Annotated in this window: 20 protein-coding genes and 1 tRNA gene; 12 read left to right on the forward strand and 9 right to left on the reverse strand. The window is 58.0% G+C overall.

The features are described from left to right. Positions 1-29 precede the first annotated feature (29 nt). Together G6L01_RS01545 and G6L01_RS01550 are read left to right on the forward strand one after the other, a co-directional pair. On the forward strand, positions 30-479 hold the full coding sequence (locus G6L01_RS01545; RefSeq protein WP_070166370.1) for a phasin: 450 nt from the start codon (positions 30-32) through the stop codon (positions 477-479). 165 nt (positions 480-644) lie between these two features. Continuing rightward, positions 645-721: transfer RNA gene (locus G6L01_RS01550), tRNA-His, on the forward strand. Positions 722-784: 63 nt separating this feature from the next. Here G6L01_RS01550 and G6L01_RS01555 read toward each other — a convergent pair. Then, entirely contained in the window at positions 785-1,369 is a 585-nt protein-coding gene (locus tag G6L01_RS01555; RefSeq protein ID WP_337692741.1) for a HupE/UreJ family protein, read from the reverse strand. A gap of 333 nt (positions 1,370-1,702) precedes the next feature. Between G6L01_RS01555 and G6L01_RS01560 the strand changes: the two genes are divergently transcribed. The 3 genes from G6L01_RS01560 to G6L01_RS01570 are packed head-to-tail and all read left to right on the forward strand — an operon-like array spanning position 1,703 to position 3,719. Next, on the forward strand, positions 1,703-2,311 hold the full coding sequence (locus G6L01_RS01560; RefSeq protein WP_070166371.1) for a HupE/UreJ family protein: 609 nt from the start codon (positions 1,703-1,705) through the stop codon (positions 2,309-2,311). Between the two features lie 14 nt (positions 2,312-2,325). Continuing rightward, complete coding sequence (locus tag G6L01_RS01565; protein WP_139190268.1) at positions 2,326-3,102, forward strand: hypothetical protein; 777 nt, start codon at positions 2,326-2,328, stop codon at positions 3,100-3,102. Beyond that, a complete protein-coding gene (locus G6L01_RS01570) occupies positions 3,099-3,719 on the forward strand; it encodes a DUF1007 family protein (protein WP_070166373.1) in 621 nt (206 codons plus the stop codon). Before G6L01_RS01565 ends, G6L01_RS01570 begins: the two co-directional genes overlap by 4 nt. Before the next feature lie 9 nt (positions 3,720-3,728). On the opposite strand, the gene G6L01_RS01575 is transcribed toward G6L01_RS01570, so the two are convergent. Then, positions 3,729-4,157 (reverse strand): OsmC family protein, encoded by a 429-nt coding sequence (locus G6L01_RS01575; protein ID WP_070166374.1) that lies wholly within the window; start codon positions 4,155-4,157, stop codon positions 3,729-3,731. A 14-nt stretch (positions 4,158-4,171) separates the two neighbouring features. Further along, positions 4,172-5,053 carry a LysR family transcriptional regulator gene (locus G6L01_RS01580; protein WP_070166375.1) on the reverse strand — a complete coding sequence of 294 codons (882 nt, stop codon included), beginning with the start codon at positions 5,051-5,053 and terminating at the stop codon, positions 4,172-4,174. Positions 5,054-5,165: 112 nt separating this feature from the next. Here G6L01_RS01580 and G6L01_RS01585 point away from each other — a divergent pair, with 112 nt between their 5' ends. The 3 genes from G6L01_RS01585 to G6L01_RS01595 all read left to right on the forward strand — a co-directional run bounded on the left by G6L01_RS01585 (position 5,166) and on the right by G6L01_RS01595 (position 8,079). Then, positions 5,166-6,662 carry a CoA-acylating methylmalonate-semialdehyde dehydrogenase gene (locus G6L01_RS01585; protein WP_070166376.1) on the forward strand — a complete coding sequence of 499 codons (1,497 nt, stop codon included), beginning with the start codon at positions 5,166-5,168 and terminating at the stop codon, positions 6,660-6,662. Positions 6,663-6,917: 255 nt separating this feature from the next. After that, a complete protein-coding gene (gene rirA / locus G6L01_RS01590) occupies positions 6,918-7,388 on the forward strand; it encodes an iron-responsive transcriptional regulator RirA (protein ID WP_015915017.1) in 471 nt (156 codons plus the stop codon). A gap of 145 nt (positions 7,389-7,533) precedes the next feature. Then, positions 7,534-8,079, forward strand: a complete 546-nt coding sequence (locus G6L01_RS01595; protein WP_070166377.1) for a gluconokinase — start codon at positions 7,534-7,536, stop codon at positions 8,077-8,079. A 16-nt stretch (positions 8,080-8,095) separates the two neighbouring features. On the opposite strand, the gene G6L01_RS01600 is transcribed toward G6L01_RS01595, so the two are convergent. The 3 genes from G6L01_RS01600 to bglB form a co-directional block, all read right to left on the reverse strand. Further along, positions 8,096-8,833 carry a CDP-diacylglycerol diphosphatase gene (locus G6L01_RS01600; RefSeq protein ID WP_070166378.1) on the reverse strand — a complete coding sequence of 246 codons (738 nt, stop codon included), beginning with the start codon at positions 8,831-8,833 and terminating at the stop codon, positions 8,096-8,098. 107 nt (positions 8,834-8,940) lie between these two features. Beyond that, a complete protein-coding gene (locus G6L01_RS01605) occupies positions 8,941-10,188 on the reverse strand; it encodes an NAD(P)/FAD-dependent oxidoreductase (RefSeq protein WP_070166396.1) in 1,248 nt (415 codons plus the stop codon). A gap of 134 nt (positions 10,189-10,322) precedes the next feature. Beyond that, positions 10,323-11,447: a beta-galactosidase BglB gene (gene bglB / locus G6L01_RS01610; RefSeq protein WP_070166379.1), complete on the reverse strand. Its 1,125-nt coding sequence runs from the start codon at positions 11,445-11,447 to the stop codon at positions 10,323-10,325. 218 nt (positions 11,448-11,665) lie between these two features. On the opposite strand from bglB, the gene G6L01_RS01615 reads away from it, so the two are divergent. Then, entirely contained in the window at positions 11,666-12,064 is a 399-nt protein-coding gene (locus tag G6L01_RS01615; RefSeq protein ID WP_070166397.1) for a (R)-mandelonitrile lyase, read from the forward strand. Positions 12,065-12,137: 73 nt separating this feature from the next. On the opposite strand, the gene G6L01_RS01620 is transcribed toward G6L01_RS01615, so the two are convergent. Both G6L01_RS01620 and G6L01_RS01625 read right to left on the reverse strand, forming a co-directional pair. Further along, complete coding sequence (locus tag G6L01_RS01620; RefSeq protein ID WP_234892038.1) at positions 12,138-13,523, reverse strand: sensor histidine kinase; 1,386 nt, start codon at positions 13,521-13,523, stop codon at positions 12,138-12,140. Continuing rightward, positions 13,501-14,178 carry a response regulator transcription factor gene (locus tag G6L01_RS01625; protein WP_070166380.1) on the reverse strand — a complete coding sequence of 226 codons (678 nt, stop codon included), beginning with the start codon at positions 14,176-14,178 and terminating at the stop codon, positions 13,501-13,503. Before G6L01_RS01625 ends, G6L01_RS01620 begins: the two co-directional genes overlap by 23 nt. Positions 14,179-14,525: 347 nt before the next feature. Between G6L01_RS01625 and mqo the strand changes: the two genes are divergently transcribed. Continuing rightward, positions 14,526-16,238: a malate dehydrogenase (quinone) gene (mqo, locus tag G6L01_RS01630; protein ID WP_070166381.1), complete on the forward strand. Its 1,713-nt coding sequence runs from the start codon at positions 14,526-14,528 to the stop codon at positions 16,236-16,238. Between the two features lie 118 nt (positions 16,239-16,356). Here mqo and G6L01_RS01635 read toward each other — a convergent pair whose 3' ends face one another. Continuing rightward, positions 16,357-16,482, reverse strand: a complete 126-nt coding sequence (locus G6L01_RS01635; RefSeq protein ID WP_272951019.1) for a hypothetical protein — start codon at positions 16,480-16,482, stop codon at positions 16,357-16,359. On the opposite strand from G6L01_RS01635, the gene G6L01_RS01640 reads away from it, so the two are divergent. Further along, entirely contained in the window at positions 16,481-17,758 is a 1,278-nt protein-coding gene (locus G6L01_RS01640) for an NAD(P)/FAD-dependent oxidoreductase (RefSeq protein WP_070166382.1), read from the forward strand. The genes G6L01_RS01635 and G6L01_RS01640 overlap by 2 nt on opposite strands. Before the next feature lie 332 nt (positions 17,759-18,090). Beyond that, the gene (locus G6L01_RS01645; RefSeq protein WP_272951020.1) at positions 18,091-18,216 is read left to right on the forward strand and encodes a hypothetical protein; all 126 of its coding nucleotides are present in this window, start codon (positions 18,091-18,093) and stop codon (positions 18,214-18,216) included. Positions 18,217-18,457: the final 241 nt, after the last annotated feature.

Raw genomic sequence — 18,457 nt, forward strand, 5'->3', positions numbered from 1 at the left:
AACGATCAGCCCCTTCCAAGGAGTTCATCATGGCTACCAATTCGAAATCCACCCCTTTCTCTGCTGCTGCTTTCGATCCTGCAAAGATTTCCGACAGCCTGCGCGACTTCACTGAGAAGGGCGCTGCTCAGTCCAAGGAAGCCTATGCCAAGATGAAGACCGCTGCCGAAGACGCCACCAAGACGGTTGAAGCCACCTTGCAGAGCGCCCAGAGCGGCAGCATGGAACTTGGCCTCAAGGCTATCGACGCCCTGCGCACCAATGCCGAGCTGTCCCTGTCGCATATGGAAGCCCTGATGGGTGTCAAGTCTGTTGCTGAGCTGGTCGAATTGCAGACCGCGTTCATCCGCAAGCAGGCTGAAGTCACCGTCGAGCAGGCCAAGGCCATGCAGGAAACCGTCAAGAAGGTTGCCGAAACCGTGGCAAAGCCCGGCAAGGAAGCCGCTGAAAAGGCAATGTCCACCTTCAAGGTCTCCTGATCTTTTCGGTCACATATCGATGAAGATGAGAGGGTCGGTTCGTCCGGCCCTTTTTATTGCCGTCGCCGCCAGTGATCTGTAAATAAATGGGGAAGCGCAAAAAGGGGCTTGAAAAATTCTCCCATGCCCCGTATGTGACCCCTCGAAAGCGCTAGCGCTTGATGTGCGGTTGTAGCTCAGTTGGTTAGAGCGCAGGTTTGTGGCACCTGAGGTCGGAGGTTCGAGACCCCCCAACCGTACCATTTCTTCCACAATGTTTTCAGATCATCTGCTCACAGACCGTTAAGTCGGTTTCGGCTGGGACATTACATCTGTCCTGTCACCAGATAATACACCCCCGCGACCACGATCAGCCCGCCCAGCGCCCGTACCACAAGGCCGTTATACAGCCGCCCCAACCCGTAGCCGATGGCGATGCCGAGGATGTGGATCATGCCGGTGGCGACGACGAAACCGACAGTGTAGGCGGCGGGGTCGGTGGCGTTGGGGGCCATTTTGCCGTGGGGATAGCCATGGAACAGCGCAAACAGCGCGATGATCGCCAGGGAGGCGAATTCGGGGGCTTTCCAGTGGGCAGCGATGGCAGCGCCCAGTGCCAGTAGTGACAGCGCTATGCCACCGGAAATCACCGGATCGGGAATGTCGGCCAGCATGCCGATCACGCCGCCAATGCACATGATCAGCGGGAAGGTGGCGGGCAGGGTCCAGACGGAGCGGCCACCCATCTGCGCGCCCCAGAGACCGACCGCCAGCATGGCCAGGAAGTGATCGGCGCCCAGCAATGGATGCTCGAACCCGCTGCCGAATCCGCCCATTGGGCCACCCAGAACATGGGCAAAGGCCGGGGCGGCGCTGCCCGCAAAGCCCAGCAAGACGATAGACAGGCGCAAGGGTAATCCTTTGATTGCCCTGAAACGTCTCAGAAAATGCTTTTGGAAATGGCCCGGGATTTTTCCTGGATGAAATGCGGTCATTGTCGCTTTGCCCTTGCCGTTTTTTGGAAGATTGGCCTGTAGCTGGAAAATATGGGGTATAAGTGACGGTCAGAGCGCTGACAACGTTCGGCTGTTATCGTCGACGCTTTCTTTCTGGTTTGATCAGGTGCAAACAGGTTCCATGCATTTCGCGACCACAATTTGGTCGCAGAAACAGTCTGCATAAGGTGGCAGCCAAGCCAGAGCAGGACAGAGACGCAGCGCAAGCATCAATTCGGGAGATCGGACATGCGGGAAAACTTTAAACGTCAGATCGTCGGGGCCGGGCGGCTTGCCTCTGTCGCATTGCTTGTCGCCTTGATGCCGGGCATGGCCGAGGCGCATATCGTCCAGGGCGGTGCCGGTGGGTTCCTGCAAGGCTTCGAGCATCCATTGTCGGGTGCCGATCATCTTCTGGCGATGTTTTCCGTCGGTCTCTGGGGCGCACAACTGGGTGGCCGCAATGTCTGGGCGCTGCCAATTACCTTTCCGCTGATCATGGTGCTGGGTGGCATTCTCGGCATTGCCGGTGTGCCGTTGCCAGCGATTGAAACCGGCATTGCGCTCTCCATCGTCGTGCTGGGTGCCGCGATTGCGCTGGTCTGGCGGCCGCCGGAATGGCTGGCGCTGACGGTTATCGGCCTGTTTGCCATCTGCCACGGCTATGCGCACGGCGCCGAATTGCCAATTGCTGCCGATCCCGCTGATTTTGCCATCGGCTTCGTGATTGCCACCGGCCTGATTCATCTGGCCGGTATTGCCGTCGGGCTTGGTGTGTCGCGGGCCTTGGGCGAGCGCATGGTCCGTATTCCCGGCGGGCTGATCGCCATCGGCGGCCTTTATTTCCTTGTGACCTGATGGCAAAGCCGGGCATGCCCCTTGCTGGTCATCTGACTGTGGGTCTAGCCCTTGCAGCCCTGCTTGGGGCAATCGGGATCTGCGCGTCGGCAGTGTGGACCTGGCTTGACCAGGAGACGCTGGACCATTGGCTGCTATCGACCACGTTTACCATTGAACGCCTGCTGCCCTTGATCGGCACCGGCTTCATCCTGGGGCAATTGCCGAGACGGCGGTTGCCGCTGGCTCTGCTGGTGCTGGTGGCGGGCCTTGTCGCCGGTTTTGTCTGGCGCGATATCTGGATGCAGCTTCTGGCGCCTTTGCCCGCAGCGCCCAGCCATTTCTTTCTGGTTGGCCCCTTGGCCTGCCTGTTGGCGGGGGTAATGCTGGTTTTGCCATTGCCGCTGCGGTTCTGGTCCGGTCTGGTGTTATTGCCCGTGCTTGGGATCGCTCTTTCTCTGGCGATCTCTTTTTCCGATCCAAGCCTGCATGACCGGCTCTATTTGCCCTTGGCGCTGTCTGCCGCGCTCTGGCTGGTGCTGGTGTCCGGTCTTGTCGCTGGTATCGTCACCGCCGCCTGGACCAGGATTGCCTCGCGGGTTTATGGCAGCTGGTTGCTTGCCATCGGCATGCTGTATGGCGGTGCTTACATGGCCTCGAAACAGACCACACTGACCCCGCCGCCCTTCGCGGAGCCTCCGGCGGCCAGCGATGATTTTTCAGGTTTTGAGCCCCTGTTCAAAACACTGGACCGCTATGGTCCGCAGAGACCGGTGCTGGGGCCGGATTCGGGTGAGGGGAGGGTGCCATGAGCCGTTTGCCACTTGCCTTTCGCCGGAAAACCGCGCTTGCAGCCACGCTGGCTCTCGGCCTGCTGCCTGCTTCTCCCGTGCTGGCGCATCCAGACATCGCCATCACGCTGAGGGTGCTGTTCGATATGCGCCGTGGCGTGTTGACGGGGCTCGGGGAAAGCTGGTCTTTCGATGCCAATTACAGCCGCGTTCTGCTGGATCGCTATGACAGAGACCGCAACAGTCAGTTTACCGCCGAGGAGGCCTCGGCCCTGCGTGACAAGCTGATTGCCGATCTTGGCCGCAAGCGGTTTTTCACGGAATTGTCGGTGGATGGAAGGCAGGCGGCGCGGTTGCAGCCGGTGGGCTTTACCGCTGAGATCCATGGGACTGTCGTGACTGTCACCTTTGCTTTCAGCCTGGCCGGACCGGTGGACCTGCGCGGCAAAAGCCTCGACCTGGAGGTCAAGGACAAGGATTATGTCGCCGCTTTCCGCTTGGCCGAGGCCGGTGGGCTTCAGATTCGCGGCGATGGTGGTCAATGCCGGACCAGCCGCGCGCCAAACCCGGCCCATGCCTTTTTCGCCGGGCTGGTCGTGCCGGAGCGGATAACCCTGACCTGCGATGCTCCCTTATAAAGAACCAGTTTAATCCAGCACTGTGGTCACAAATTCCGGGCTGCCGGAAAGGGTGTTGCTGACGGTGCAGATCTCGTGCTCGGCCCGGTCGGCAATCGCCTTGCGGATCTCTGCGTCAATATCGCCCCGGATGGTCAGGGTGATGTCGAACCTTGCGACCCGTGACAGGCCGTCTTTTGCTTTTTCGCCGGTGACGGAAGCGGTAATTGCGGTGATCTTGTCCATCACCCCCATCTCGCTGGCGGCAAGGCGGGCGCTGATCGTCAGGCATCCAGCCAGCGAGGCGTAGAGCAAGTCCAGCGGGTTGAAGCCCGCTTGCGACGGGCCGGTGACGATGGACAGCTCGCCGCCGGTGGCCGAGGTGATCTGCGGAAAACCGGTGCGGCCGATCACGGCGGTGGCGCCCATCGGGCGGGCTCTCATCTTGATCTCGGCCATGGTGCTTATCCTACCTATAAAAAGATATCGCGATCCTGATCGACCCGCTCGCGTAAGTAATCCACGACGGTGCGAATGCGGGCCAGATCGCGCAGGCTCTCATGATAGGTGGTCCAATAGGCGCGGTGCAAGGTGATGTCGGGCAGAATGCGGACCAGGTCATCATGCTGTCGCGCGATGTAGCTGTGCAAAATACCAATGCCAGCGCCTGCCAGCACCGCTTCCGTCTGGCCGATGGCGGAGGAGATCTCAAAGCTGGCGTTCCAGTTGCGCATGATTTCGCCGGTAAAATTCAGCGATGGCGTGAAGATCAGGTCTTCCACATATCCAATGCGGTGATGGTCCTTAAGGGCCTCCACTGTCTCGGGCAGGCCATGGCGTTCAATATACAGGCGGGAGGCATAAAGCGCCAAGGTGTAATCGGTCAGATGGGCCGAGACGAGGCGCCCCTGATCGGGCCGCTCCAGCGTCACGGCAATATCGGCCTCGCGTTGTGACAGCGAAAACGAGCGTGGCACCGGCACCAGCTGGATTTTCAGCTCCGGATGTCGCTCAATCAAATCCCCCAGCTTGGAGGCCAGAAAAAACACGCCAAACCCATCGGGCGCGCCAATGCGCACCGTGCCTGCCACCTTGGCATCGGTGCGGCCAAGGCGGGCTTGGGCTTCCAGCATTTCGGTTTCCATCCGCTCGGCGGAGGTGAGGAACGTCTCACCTTCAGCCGTCAGCTCGCAGCCATTGGTGCGGCGCACGAACAGCCGGGTTTTCAGCGCATCCTCCAGCGCCGTCAACCGACGTGACAGGGTGGCATGGTTCAGCCCCAGCCTGCGCGATGCCGCCAGAATCTGGCCGGTGCGGGCAATGGCCAGAAAAATGCGCACATCATCCCAGTTCATGGGCAAGCCTTTACTCTATTTTCGCACAACGGATGCGTAAAGCATCGCGTTGCGTTGTGCAATTTAAAGCGCAATAGTGGGGCATCAAAAAAACCACTCAGGAGGATCACCCATGTATCAGATCGGGCATTTCATCGGCGGCAAGACTGTGGCTGGCACCTCTGGCCGCAAGCAGCCGATTTTCAACCCTGCCACGGGTGAAGTGCAGGGCGAAATCTCGCTGGCCAGCGCAGACGAGTTGAATGCGGCGGTGGAAAACGCCAAGGCTGCCCAGCCGAAATGGGCTGCCACCAATCCGCAGCGTCGCGCTCGCGTGTTCATGAAATTCGTGGAATTGCTCAACACCCATATGGACGAGCTGGCCGAAATGCTGTCGCGCGAGCATGGCAAGACCATTGAAGACGCCAGGGGCGATATCGTCCGAGGTCTGGAAGTCTGCGAATTCGTCATCGGCATTCCGCATCTGTCGAAGAGCGAGTTTACCGAAGGCGCCGGCCCGAACATTGATATGTATTCCATCCGTCAGGCTGTCGGCATTGGCGCTGGCATTACGCCGTTCAACTTTCCGGCGATGATCCCGATGTGGATGTTTGCCCCGGCGATTGCCTGCGGCAATGCCTTTATCCTCAAGCCTTCCGAGCGCGATCCGTCCGTGCCGATGCGCCTTGCCGAATTGATGATCGAGGCTGGTCTGCCTGCTGGCATTCTCAACGTCGTTAATGGCGACAAATCAGCTGTTGATGGCCTGCTGACCCATCCCGATATCGGCGCAATCTCCTTCGTCGGCTCCACCCCGATTGCCCGTTACGTCTATGGTACGGCAGCGGCCAACGGCAAGCGCGCCCAGTGCTTCGGCGGCGCCAAGAACCATATGATCATCATGCCCGATGCCGATCTGGATCAGGCTGCCAATGCGCTGATGGGCGCGGGCTACGGTTCAGCCGGGGAACGCTGCATGGCGATTTCGGTTGCCGTTCCTGTTGGTGATGAAACCGCCGACCGGTTGATCGCCAAGCTGACCCCGATGATCGAAAGCCTGCGCATCGGACCCTATACCGATGACAAGGCTGACATGGGGCCTGTCATCACCAAGGAAGCGCGTGACCGCATTCTGGGCCTGATCGACAGTGGCGTGGACGCCGGTGCCAAGCTGGTCGTCGATGGCCGCGACTTCAAGCTTCAGGGCTATGAAAACGGCAATTTCGTCGGCGGCTGCCTGTTCGACAACGTTACCCCTGATATGGACATCTACAAGACCGAAATCTTCGGACCGGTTCTCTCGGTGGTACGCGCCAAGAACTATGAGGAAGCCATCGACCTGCCGATGAAGCATGAATACGGCAATGGCGTTGCCATCTATACCCGCGACGGCGATGCGGCGCGCGATTTCGCCAGCCGTATCAATATCGGCATGGTCGGCATCAATGTGCCGATTCCAGTGCCGCTGGCCTATCACTCCTTCGGCGGCTGGAAGGCTTCTTCCTTCGGCGACCTCAACCAGCACGGTACCGACTCGATCAAATTCTGGACCCGCACCAAGACCGTCACCAGCCGCTGGCCTTCAGGAATTAAAGACGGTGCTGAATTTGTCATGCCGACGATGAAATGATGACGTAAGACGTCGCACCAAAAATTATCACCAAGGCGGGTCCCCAACGGCCCGCCTTTTTTCGTGATAAAAAGCCAGGATCGACACTTCATGCATGAAAATCTTTTCTGGAGAAACACACTCAAAAAATGTTAATTTGGAATTGTTCAAAAGTACAAAGTCCATTATATATGCCGATATGGACGGACAAATTTGGCGCTTTGCCAAGGGCCGCCAAGCGGCTATGATTCGCTGGACCAGCTTAAGGAGTGGCGCATGCGCTTGACGAAGCAGACCAATTACGCGGTACGCATTCTGATGTATTGCGCGGCGAACAAGGACCATTTGAGCCGTATCCCGGAAATTGCCAAGGCCTATGGCGTTTCCGAACTGTTCCTGTTCAAGATCCTCCAGCCGCTCAACAAAGCGGGCCTGGTGGAAACCGTGCGTGGCCGCAATGGCGGCGTGCGTCTGGGCCGCGCGCCTGAAAAGATCAGCCTGTTCGATGTGGTCAAGGTCACGGAAGACAGTTTTGCCATGGCCGAATGCTTCGAGGACGATGGCGAGGTCGATTGCCCGTTGATCGACAGCTGCGGTCTGAATTCGGCGCTGCGCAAGGCGCTCAACGCTTTCTTCGCGGTGCTGGCGGAATATTCCATCGACGATCTGGTCAAGGCCCGCCCGCAGATCAACTTTCTGCTGGGTATCGAGGATCTGCCCCGTCTGGCGGCTGCACCGGCTGCCTGAACCTGTTTTGCAAGAAGAATATGACAGCGCCCTGGCCTCCGGTCCGGGCGTTTTTCGTTTGGGGAGAGGCTTGGATGAAGCTGTTGACCGATGACGGCAATACGCTAGTTGAAGGTAAGTGACGTATCCGCCGGGAGAGATCAGCATGACCGTCCATCAGATAGCCGACACCGTTCCTACCAGACCTTGGGCGATCATCGTCATGGGGGTCAGCGGCTGCGGCAAAAGCTCGATTGGCGAGGGCCTGGCGAAAAAACTTGGCTCGCCCTTCCTGGAAGGAGACAGCCTGCATCCCGCCTCCAATGTCGAGAAGATGGCCAAGGGCACGCCGCTCACTGACGAGGACCGTTGGCCCTGGTTGCAAGCGATCGGCGATAAAATGGCCGCCGCCTTGCAGGAGGGCCAGACCATTATCGTCTCCTGCTCGTCGCTGAAGAAAAGCTATCGCGACCTGCTGCGCGAGGCGACCGGCAACCGCACGGCCTTCATTTATTTGGAAGGCTCAAAAGAGCTGCTGACCCGCCGCATGGGTGAACGCACCGGACATTTCATGCCGGTCAGCCTGCTGGAAAGCCAGCTTGCGACGCTGGAAAGCCCGACCGGTGAGCCTTGTGTGGTGACCGTCGATATAGATCGCAGCATCGAGGCCATTGTCGAGGCCGCCGCAGCCGGGCTGTCGGAGCTGGAATAACAACGATTTGCAGTGATCAGACCGGATCGATCCGGCAGCTGTGATCCTGCACATCTTCACCGCCGGAAAAACCGACAATCGCGGCAGGCGCGATATCGGTGAGAATGATGAAGCCTGGGCCGCTGGCGAAGCTGGCGCCAACCACAACCAGATTGTGGCTTGCCATTTCCGTTGACGGATCTTTTAGGGTCTTCGCCAGCGCCAGAAACGGATTGTAACCAGCCAGCGAATCACCCTCGACTTTCATGGCGATGAATTGGTGCCCTGCCACCTCCGCCGGCAAGGGTGCCCAGTCGGTGCCGATCTCATTTGCCATCTTGGTCAAAAGCGCATGGGCATCCGGGCTGAGGCAATCGATATGGATATGCAACTGGTTCTGTGAGCGGGCGTTTTGCGCGTTGACCGCCAGGCTGAGCGCGTCGCGGGCCAAGGGATGCGGCAGCTTGGCATCGACGGCGGCCCGTTCATTCCAGGCATCGGCAAAGAAATTCGGTGTCTTGTCATCCAGCAGAGCAGGGCTTTCGATGCCGGTGATCTTGTCGGTCGGGATCAGCAAATGCTGCGCCACGCCGCGCTGATCTTTTAGCAGCGCGTAATGTTCGCCGGAATTGACGCTGACGCAAGGCGCTGTCGCGACAACACATTTGTCATGAACGATCTTCCACAGCGCGTCGGGATCGGCATGGGCAATCGCGCTGGCGGCAAGCAAGCCAATGAGACCAAGGGCGATGGAGGAAAGTGGGCGGCTGGTCATGATGATCCCTAAGCGTGTCACTGGTTTCAAGCACCCGACTGTAAAGCTCGCTTGCCGATTTCCTGTGACGCCCATTGCGTCCGCAGATCACATTTTCGGGATCTGTATCAAGCCCGAAACCGCTCCGGGCGAAAGGCCGATATATCCAGGAAGGGCGTTTCGCCGCTCATCGCCTCCGCCAGCAGGCGCCCTGTGATCGGCCCCAGTGTCAGGCCGTGATGGGCATGGCCAAAAGCCAGCCACAGCCCTTTGTGGCGTGGCGCTTGACCGATCACCGGCATCATGTCTGGCGTGCAAGGGCGTGCGCCCATCCAGGGCTCAGCGTCGAGGCGTTCGGCCAGTGGAAACACTGTGCGGGCGACTTTTTCGGCCCGCGCCAATTGCACCGGGGTTTTCGGTGCATCGCGAAAGGCAAATTCCGCCCCGGTCGTCAGCCGGATACCCTGGGTCATTGGCGCCAGGAAATAGCCGCGCTCCTTGTCCATCATCCAGTTGTTGAGCACCGCATTGCCACTGCTGGCATAATGCATGTGGTAGCCACGCTTGACGCCGAGCAGGAAGCGGTAGCCGAACTTGGCCGTCACCTCATCCGACCAGGGGCCGAGGGCCACCACCACCTGTTTACCGTCGATCACGCCGTCGTCGGTGGTGATCTGCCAGTTGCCACCCACCTGCTTCAGGCTCATGGCATCGCCATGCACGAAGCGTCCGCCGAGGCTTTCGAAATAGGCGAGATAGGCCTTGGTCAGCCCATGCGGATCAAGCACTGACCAGGGATCGTTCCATTTCAGTCCACCGATGAAATCCTGGCTCAGATGCGGCTCTTCACGGGCTAGATCCGCTGCCGTCAGGGTTTGAAACTGGATGCCATATTCACGCCCCAGCCGCTCGGCCTCCGCCACTTCCTTGTCGCGCACGGCCTGGGTGCGAAACGCCTCGACCCAGCCGTCCTTGCGGATCAGCGCTTCGGCCCCCGATGCCTCGATCAGCTCTTTGTGTTCGGTGATCGAGTGTTCGATCAGCGGCGCATAGGCCCTGGCGATGACTTCATGGCGCGGCCGGTTGGAATTCCACCAATAGGAGGAGAGAAAGGCCGCCAGCTTCGGCAGGGCCTTGAGATGATAATGCGCATCGATCCGGTTGTTGAGACCATAGCGCAGGATCAAGTTCAGCTCCTGCGGAAAGCCATAGGGAACGACGCCTTCGCGCTGGATCAGCCCGGCATTGCCGTAGGAGGTTTCCTCGCCCGCGCCGCGCCTGTCCACCAGCACCACAGATTTGCCGCGCCGCGCCAGCTGAACAGCGGTGGACACGCCGATAATACCGGCGCCAAGAACAATTGCATCGACAGACATGAAAAGACCCACGGTCAAGGATTTACTGCCGTGACCATGCAAAAGCGCTGGGAAATGCGCAAATGAAAACTTTCTGAAATGGCAGGATTTTTATCCTGCCATTGAGGTGCTTCGGGCTTTCTCTACTGCCGGTTTCAAATAAAGGATCTCAGATATTCAGAGAGGCAGAGAATGGCCATCGCCTGCCCATAGGGCATCGAGGTCAGCTTGATATTACGATAGAAATCGAGATCCGAACCCATGGCGGTGCCGAAGGACACCTGGTTCAATTCGCCCTTGGCGTCGATATTGGCAATGACGCCGCGCACCGCCCGTTCCGCCACGGGCCGATAGTCCGCGCTGATATACCGTTTGCGCACCGCCTTCATCAGCCCATAGGCAAAACCGGCGGTGGCCGAGGCTTCCAGATAGCTGCCCTCGTCATCGACCAATGTGTGCCAGAGGCCGGAAGGGTCCTGATATTTGGCAAGGGCTGCGGCCTGACGGTCTAGTGTCGAGAGCAGATGACGCCGCAGCGCGTCTCCCTCCGGCAATTGCAGGAGATCGATGAATTCCGGAATGGCGATCGTCACCCAGGAATTGCCGCGCGCCCAGAGCGCGCGGGCAAAATTATGATTGCCATCGAAGGTCCAGCCATGGAACCACAGCCCGGAGGCGCGGTCGGCGAGATATTGGCTATGGATCAGAAACTGATACTTCGCTTCCTCCACATAGTCCGGGCGGTTCAACAGCAGACCGATCTTGGCGAGCGGCATGACGCTCATCATCAACGTATCGTCCCACATCTGCTGGTCGTTGACGCTGTTATAGACGATATGCTGCAAACCGCCTTCGCGGGTGCGCGGCATCTCGTACATCACCCACTCGGCCCAGGTTTCCAGATAGGGGATAAAGGCCGGGTTGGGCGCGTGCTCATATAGGCAGGCGAGCGTCAGAAACGGGCAGACCGTGTTGATATTCTTGGTCGGGGTTCCCTCGGCAAGCCGCGCCGAAAACCAGTCGGTGATAACAGCCATCGCCTTGGCATCGCCGGTCTGCTGCCAGTATTTGAACAGGCCGTAAAGCCCGATGCCATGGGTCCATTCCCACCCGGCCCAGCCCTTGGTGTCGATCACCCGCCCATCGTCCAGCCGCAGCAGGAATTCGCCTGTGGTGTCCGTGATGTTGATCAGATTGTCCGTCAACCGGCCAATCAGCCCGACAACCTCATTGCGCGTCACAAAACGCTCCGGCTGCGCCAGCAAAGGATGCATGGTCATGGTAACTCCTCCTGCGACGCCCTCCACAGCGTCGGCGTGAAGGGAGCATAGACGGGAGGGGATTGCAAGCAGGAGGCGTTCGGCGGGTGAGGCGAACACGCTTTCGGCATTGATTTTATCTTTTGGGTGGAATGAGCTGCCGAAAGATGATCATTGCCATACGGCATGTGGACACCATCTATTTGGCAGAATCTCTCAAAAGAAAAGGGGTCAAGCCCATGGACATCAAGAGAAACGGCACCCAACCTTCCACCAAAGGTCCATCGGACTGGTTTTCCGGCACGGTCCGCATCGATCCGTTGTTTTCGCCCAACAATGCCCGCCGCGCCGCCGCAGCCTGCGTGACATTCGAGCCCGGCGCACGCACCGCCTGGCATACGCATCCCCTCGGCCAGACGCTGATCGTCACCGCCGGCCTTGGCCTCGTACAGCGCGAGGGTGGCCCGATCGAAACCATCAATCCGGGTGACGTCGTCTGGTTCGAACCCGGCGAAAAGCATTGGCACGGTGCCTCCGCGACCACAGCCATGACCCATATCGCCATTCAAGAGCAGTTGGATGGAAAGGTGGTCGACTGGCTGGAGCAGGTGACGGACGAGCAGTATCGATCCGTGTGATCGGGTTTACCCTCCGCCACAACAATGCGCTGCATTCGAGACGCCCGGGCGCATGCCTGTTACGGCGACGTCATCAGTCCTTGTCTCGTGCATTTTGTGGAAACGTGATCTCTGTCGTGAAGCCCTTGGTTGGCAGCACGTCGAACCGGAAGCCGTGCAATTTGGTAATTGCCGCCACCAAGGTCAATCCCAACCCCAACCCTCTTGTGTGGCGGCTTCGGTCTGAGCGGTAAAAGCGCTGGATAAGGAGATTTCGCTCGCTTTCTGGCACACCGGGACCGGTGTCACTCACACGCAGCGCTTTACGCTCGTCTTCCACGATAAGGCAAACATCGATCCTGCCGCCTTCGGGCGTGAATTTTATGGCGTTATCAACGAGATTGGCGACGGCCTCGAAAATCAGATCCCGATCTCCGTGAACGACAATGTTGGCATCCGCCTTCACTGCCAGTGTCAGCTGCTTCTCTTCGGCAATGGGCTCGTAGAGGTCGCCAACTTCCAGCACGAGCTCCGCGAGTTCCACTTTGTCAAAGGCCTGAAGTCGGCGCGCTTGTTCAATCTCTCGAACACGCAAAATGGCCGTGACGATGGAGATCGCGTGGTCAATTCCTGAAATCGCCCGATCCATGGCAATCTGCATGTCCTCAACAGAGGTCGCATTGCGCCGAGCCCTTTCCAGGCCAAGGCGCACTCTGGCCAGAGGTGTTCTCAGATCATGGGCTATATCGTCACCGACGGCGGCGAGGTCTTCGATGAAGGTCTGCATTTCGTCGAGCATGCCGTTGACGATTTGCGCAAGGTTGTCGAGCGGGTCCTGCACATTGCGGTAGGGCAGGCGTTGTTTCAAATCGCCCGCAACAATCTGTGCGATCCGGATTTGCATTTCGTTGACGCGCCTATGGGCGTTCAAACCGAAAAACACCGCTGCCGCCAGGCCAAACGTCAGCACCGGAACGAGTCCAAACAGCAGGCCTGTTTCCACCATGGAGGCGGCCTGCTCATTATCGGCCGTACTCCAGCCAACGAACAGAATATTGCCATCTGGCAGGCGTCGCGCAACCGCGCGCGCCCGCTGTTGTCGCGGTGGTGTTTGGTCGGTGCGAACAATGGAAACCTGTCTGGGCGGCATATCCAGCGCCAGGCCCTTTGGAAATTGCTGGACATTTCCCGACACATGGTGGCCATTGGCTGTGAAAATACCCGTTGGCTTCACCCGTCGCGGGTCTTGCCGCACGCGTTCCTCATAGGCATCCATCCGCCCCAGAAGAGCACCTTGCGTGATGACGCTTGCTTCTTGCAAAACCAGCTCATCCAGTTGATTGATCAACTCACGGCCAGTGGTTTGAAAATAAGCAAAGCAAAAGCTCAGCACCATGGTGACCGTTATTGCCGCCACCAGCGCCACCACATAGCGGAAACGGGATTGCCGGACCCATTCAATCGGGCGCGCGAAGTACAAAACCTTCTCCACGAACATTGGCGATCATGGGATGATCTCCCGGATGATCAATTTTTCGTCTGAGCCGACCCATATGCACATCGATGAGGTTTGAATCGGGAACGAACTTATATTTCCAGACTTCCTCAAACAGCATTCCGCGCGTCAGAAGCTGCTCGCAATGGCGCATCATATATTCGAGCAGCTTGAATTCACGGGGAAGAAGCTCAATCTCCCTTTCGCCGCGGCAAGCGCTGCGCTCCAGAAGATCAAGCTCAAGCGGTCCAACCCGCAGCACTTTTGCCGACATGTCAGCGGGGCGGCGAAGAAGGGCTTCCACGCGGGCTACAAGTTCGAGGATCGCAAAGGGCTTGGTGAGATAGTCGTCTCCACCGGCCCGCAGGCCGCGCACACGGTCGTTGACGGCACTGAGGGCGCTGATGACAAGCACAGGCGTGCGAACCTGTTCGCGCCGCAATGTATCAATCACAGCAAGGCCGTCCATACCAGGCAGCATACGGTCAACGATCAGGATATCAGCCCCGCCATTCCTTGCGCGTTCAAGGCCCCTGGCACCATCGGATTCCCAATCAACGGCGTATCCGTAATCTTTCAGCTCAGCGCAGATATCTTGTGCCGTATCTTCATCATCCTCGATAAGGATAACTTTCGCCATGGCCTATTCCTTGATGCGTCGGTACCTCCATAGATGTTGCAGGTCATCCATTATTGCCAGAGCACACGCGCGTTTCAAATACCGGTTTGCTGTTTCACTCCTACGGTTTTTCAAAAAATAGCGCAATTGTGCGGTGTGTGATTCAGCGCACGGGTGCACGTAGCCAGGCTTGCCGTCAGGGACCGGAATGGCCGTTCTTAAATTTCTATTTAATGGCTTTTGTCATTTCACTGCGTCAAACCCCAGCACCTGCGCGACAGAAAGTCGCGTGCAGACTTGTGACTATATGGTGCGATCGTCAAAGCCCACGGCAATCGCAGTCGCCCTTAAACTCAATTAGGTGCCAGATGCCCGTTCATCGTAAAGACAACCCATCCATTGCCGCAGGCGTCCAAGGCCCGGTTTTGAGCCGCCGTCAGCTTTTGGGATCGGCGGCCACTGGGGCTGTTGCTCTCGGTGCGACCTCTGTACCCAGCTGGGCGCAGGCGCCGGAAAAAACCGTGGATGTGCTTTTGATCGGCGGCGGCATCATGAGTGCGACGCTGGGTGTTCTGCTCAGCCAGCTTGAGCCGAACTGGACGATTGAAATGCTGGAGCGGCTCGACACCGTGGCCATGGAAAGCTCCAACGGCTGGAACAATGCCGGCACGGGGCATTCGGCCCTGGCCGAGCTGAATTATTCGCCGATGGATGCGAAAGGCAATGTGCATATCGAAAAGGCGATTGAGATCAATTCGGCCTTCCAGATCACCCGCCAGTTTCTTGCCCATCAGGTCGATGTTGGCGTGTTGAAAAATCCGCGCTCGTTCCTCAACTCGACACCGCATATGAGTTTCGTCTGGGGCGATGAGAACACAGCGTTTCTTGCCAAGCGGTTTGACGCGTTGAAAGCAAGCCCGCTGTTTTCCGGCATGCAGTTTTCGACCGATCATGACAAGATTGCCGAATGGGTGCCGCTGATGATGGATGGGCGTGACCGCGCCCAGAAACTCGCCGCCACCTGGAGCCCGCTTGGCACCGACGCCGATTGGGGCGAAGTGACCCGCCAGTACGTCACGCATCTGAAGAGCCATCCAAACTTTACGCTGCGCACCTCCAGCGAAGTGGAGGCTATCGAAAAGAACAGTGACGGATCGTGGAACGTCAGCACCTCCAATCGCAAGGATGGATCGTCAAGCACGGTCAAGGCGAAGTTCGTGTTCATCGGTGCGGGTGGTGGTGCGTTGCACCTTCTGCAGATGGCTGGCATTCCTGAAGGCGATGATTACGCGGGCTTCCCCGTCGGCGGTTCTTTCCTGGTCTGCGACAAGCCGGAGATTGCAAACCAGCATTTTGCCAAGGCCTACGGCCAGGCTTCCACCGGTGCGCCTCCGATGTCGGTTCCGCATCTCGATACCCGCGTGTTTGATGGCAAGCGCCACCTGTTGTTTGGCCCCTTCGCAACCTTCTCGACAAAATTCCTGAAGGAAGGATCGCTGTTCGATCTGCCTGCGACAATCACGCTCGAAAACATCTGGCCCATGCTGAAAGTTGGCTATGATGAGTTTGATCTGGTCGAATATCTGGCCGGGCAGCTTTTGCTGTCAGACGCAGATCGGCTAGAGGCTCTGCGTGCCTATTTTCCCAATGCCAAGGCCGAGGATTGGCGCCTTTGGCAGGCAGGCCAGCGCGTTCAGATCATCAAAAGAGACGCCAAAAAGGGCGGCATTCTCAAGCTCGGAACAGAAATTGTGGCGGCCAAGGATGGCAGCATTGCCGCCCTGCTCGGCGCTTCGCCGGGCGCGTCGACGGCGGCACCGATCATGCTGGATCTGCTCCAGAAAGTGTTTGCCGAGAAATTGGCGACACCGGAATGGCAGGAGAAAGTGCGCACCATGGTGCCAAGCTATGGCGTCAATCTCAATGAGAACCCAGACATGCTGGCCAAGGAATGGGCAGCGACGGCAGAGCGCCTTCAACTGACGCTCGCACCACCGGCAATCGACATGTCCGCAATAACAAAGCCAGGTGTCAGCGCACCGGCGGCAGACATCAAACGTGTGCCGGACATGGCTCTGTAAGTTCTGGCCTTATGCGAGAAGGAATGCGCGCCGTGGCGTGCATTCGGCGGACCTTGGTGGAAATATATGCCGTTGAGTGCAGTATTGTGTGTTTTATGATGCACACAATACTGTAGCATCAACGCAAAGGCGATGAGTTGCATGCCAGACCATAGGCCAGAATTTCAACTGTAATTTTGTGCACATGGTCTGCGTTTACATTGAGCTGAATTTCACGCGGTATAAAAAGAGAAAGATCGATCATGAGTGATCACCACGTCGTGGTTGTTGGCGGTGGCTTTGGCGGGCTTCAGCTGGTGCATGATCTCAAAGGCAGCGGAGCGCGGATAACGCTGATCGATCGGCGAAACCATCACCTTTTCCAACCCCTTCTTTATCAGGTTGCAACAACCATTCTGTCCACCTCGGAAATCGCCTGGCCCATTCGCCATCTCTATAGCGACCGGCAGGAGGTTTCGACATTGCTGGGTGAAGTCGGCGGCGTCGATGTCGCTGCAAAGCAGGTCATGTTGCGCAGTGGTGCATCCATATCCTACGACACGCTTGTTCTTGCCACCGGAGCGACCCACGCTTATTTCGGACGCGATGAATGGGAGCCTGTGGCACCGGGCCTGAAGACGCTGGAGGATGCCACGACAATTCGCCGCCGCCTCCTTCTGGCCTTCGAGCAGGCAGAAACCACCCCTGACCCGGCGATGCGTGAGGCGCTTCTGACCTTCACCATCGTTGGAGCCGGTCCGACCGGCGTCGAGCTTGCCGGTATTATCGCCGAGCTTGCACACAAGACTCTCCCCAAGGAATTTCGCGCCATCGATACCCGCAGGACAAAGGTGATCCTGGTCGAGGCGGGCCAGCGCGTGCTGCCAAGCTTTGCCCCGGAACTGTCTGCCTATGCACAAGGCGTGTTGGAAAAACTCGGCGTTGAAGTTCGTCTTGGGCAGCCTGTTACACAGTGCTCAAGCGAGGGCGTACAGATTGGTGAACAGTTCACTCCAAGCCGGACGATTGTCTGGGCGGCTGGTGTTCAGGCATCGGCTGCGGCGCGTTGGCTCAGTGTTCCCGCCGACAGGGCGGGTCGCGTCGTTGTTGAAAAAGATCTGACCTCTCCGGGAATGCCCGATGTCTTCGTGATCGGAGACACGGCGTCGGTCATCCAAGGCAATAACACGCCTGTACCGGGTATTGCGCCTGCGGCCAAACAACAGGGCGCCTATGTCGCCAGAGTGATCAAGGCAAGACTGAAAGGCAAGCCCGCTCCCGCGCCATTCCATTACCGGCATCAAGGTAGCCTTGCCACCATCGGCCAGAGCGCGGCCATCGTTGACTTTGGTAAGGTAAAGCTAACGGGTAGTCTCGCATGGTGGATATGGGGTCTTGCACATATCTATTTTCTCATTGGCACACGCTCAAGACTTGCTGTCGCCTGGAGCTGGCTGTGGATTTATCTGAGCGGCCAGCATAGCGCCCGCTTGATTACTCAAAAAGAGACCATGAGGGATGACGGGCAGGCGAAAAACTGAAATTATATAAATAATATCATTGTATTAAGTGATGCCGCGACCCAGCCAAGATTAAGGTTGCGGAAGGGCTCAAGCTTTTAACTCTTTCTATTGGTCTGTTCGCTGAAAAATGGTCCTTCATAACGTATGGCTTACTCGGGCAATAACCCCAAATTTTTTGCCAAGGCCTTGAGGGAATGGATTGTAATGATGGGCGCCAAAACGGCCCATCTTCAAAATTTGGCAGCGGTCGTCAGGCCAAGCATGCCTTACCATTAAAGCCTGATCACCCAATGAGGTCAGACAAATGGAAGATGCTTCTGATCAGAATCTCGACCTCGTGGCGCACGGCCATGACGATTGCCTATCTTTTCCCGGAAGTTCGGCCATCGCGCTTGATCTGCCTGGGCATCATGTCGCCTATGATGCCAAAAGGATATCTGGAACGACTGGATGAGAAGGCAAATACTGGCTTTTAAGCAGAATTGGCTGGGGAACCTGGATTTTCACATGATTTCAAAGGCTTAGAAAGATAGCCTTTGATTTCCTTAAATTTTTCTGCCGCGAGCGACCGTGGATTCCATCTTTGTGCCCTGGCTTTGGGCTGACGTCAACATGGCGGCAGAGCGGCAATTATTTCCGCTCGGGAGGGCCAAGCCGGGGGTGAGGCGGGCATGTTCGCGTGGCAGCTTTGCGCCTCCCAATCGGCCATTCGCGATA

The organism is Agrobacterium vitis (assembly GCF_013337045.2).
Classification (GTDB): domain Bacteria; phylum Pseudomonadota; class Alphaproteobacteria; order Rhizobiales; family Rhizobiaceae; genus Allorhizobium; species Allorhizobium vitis_B.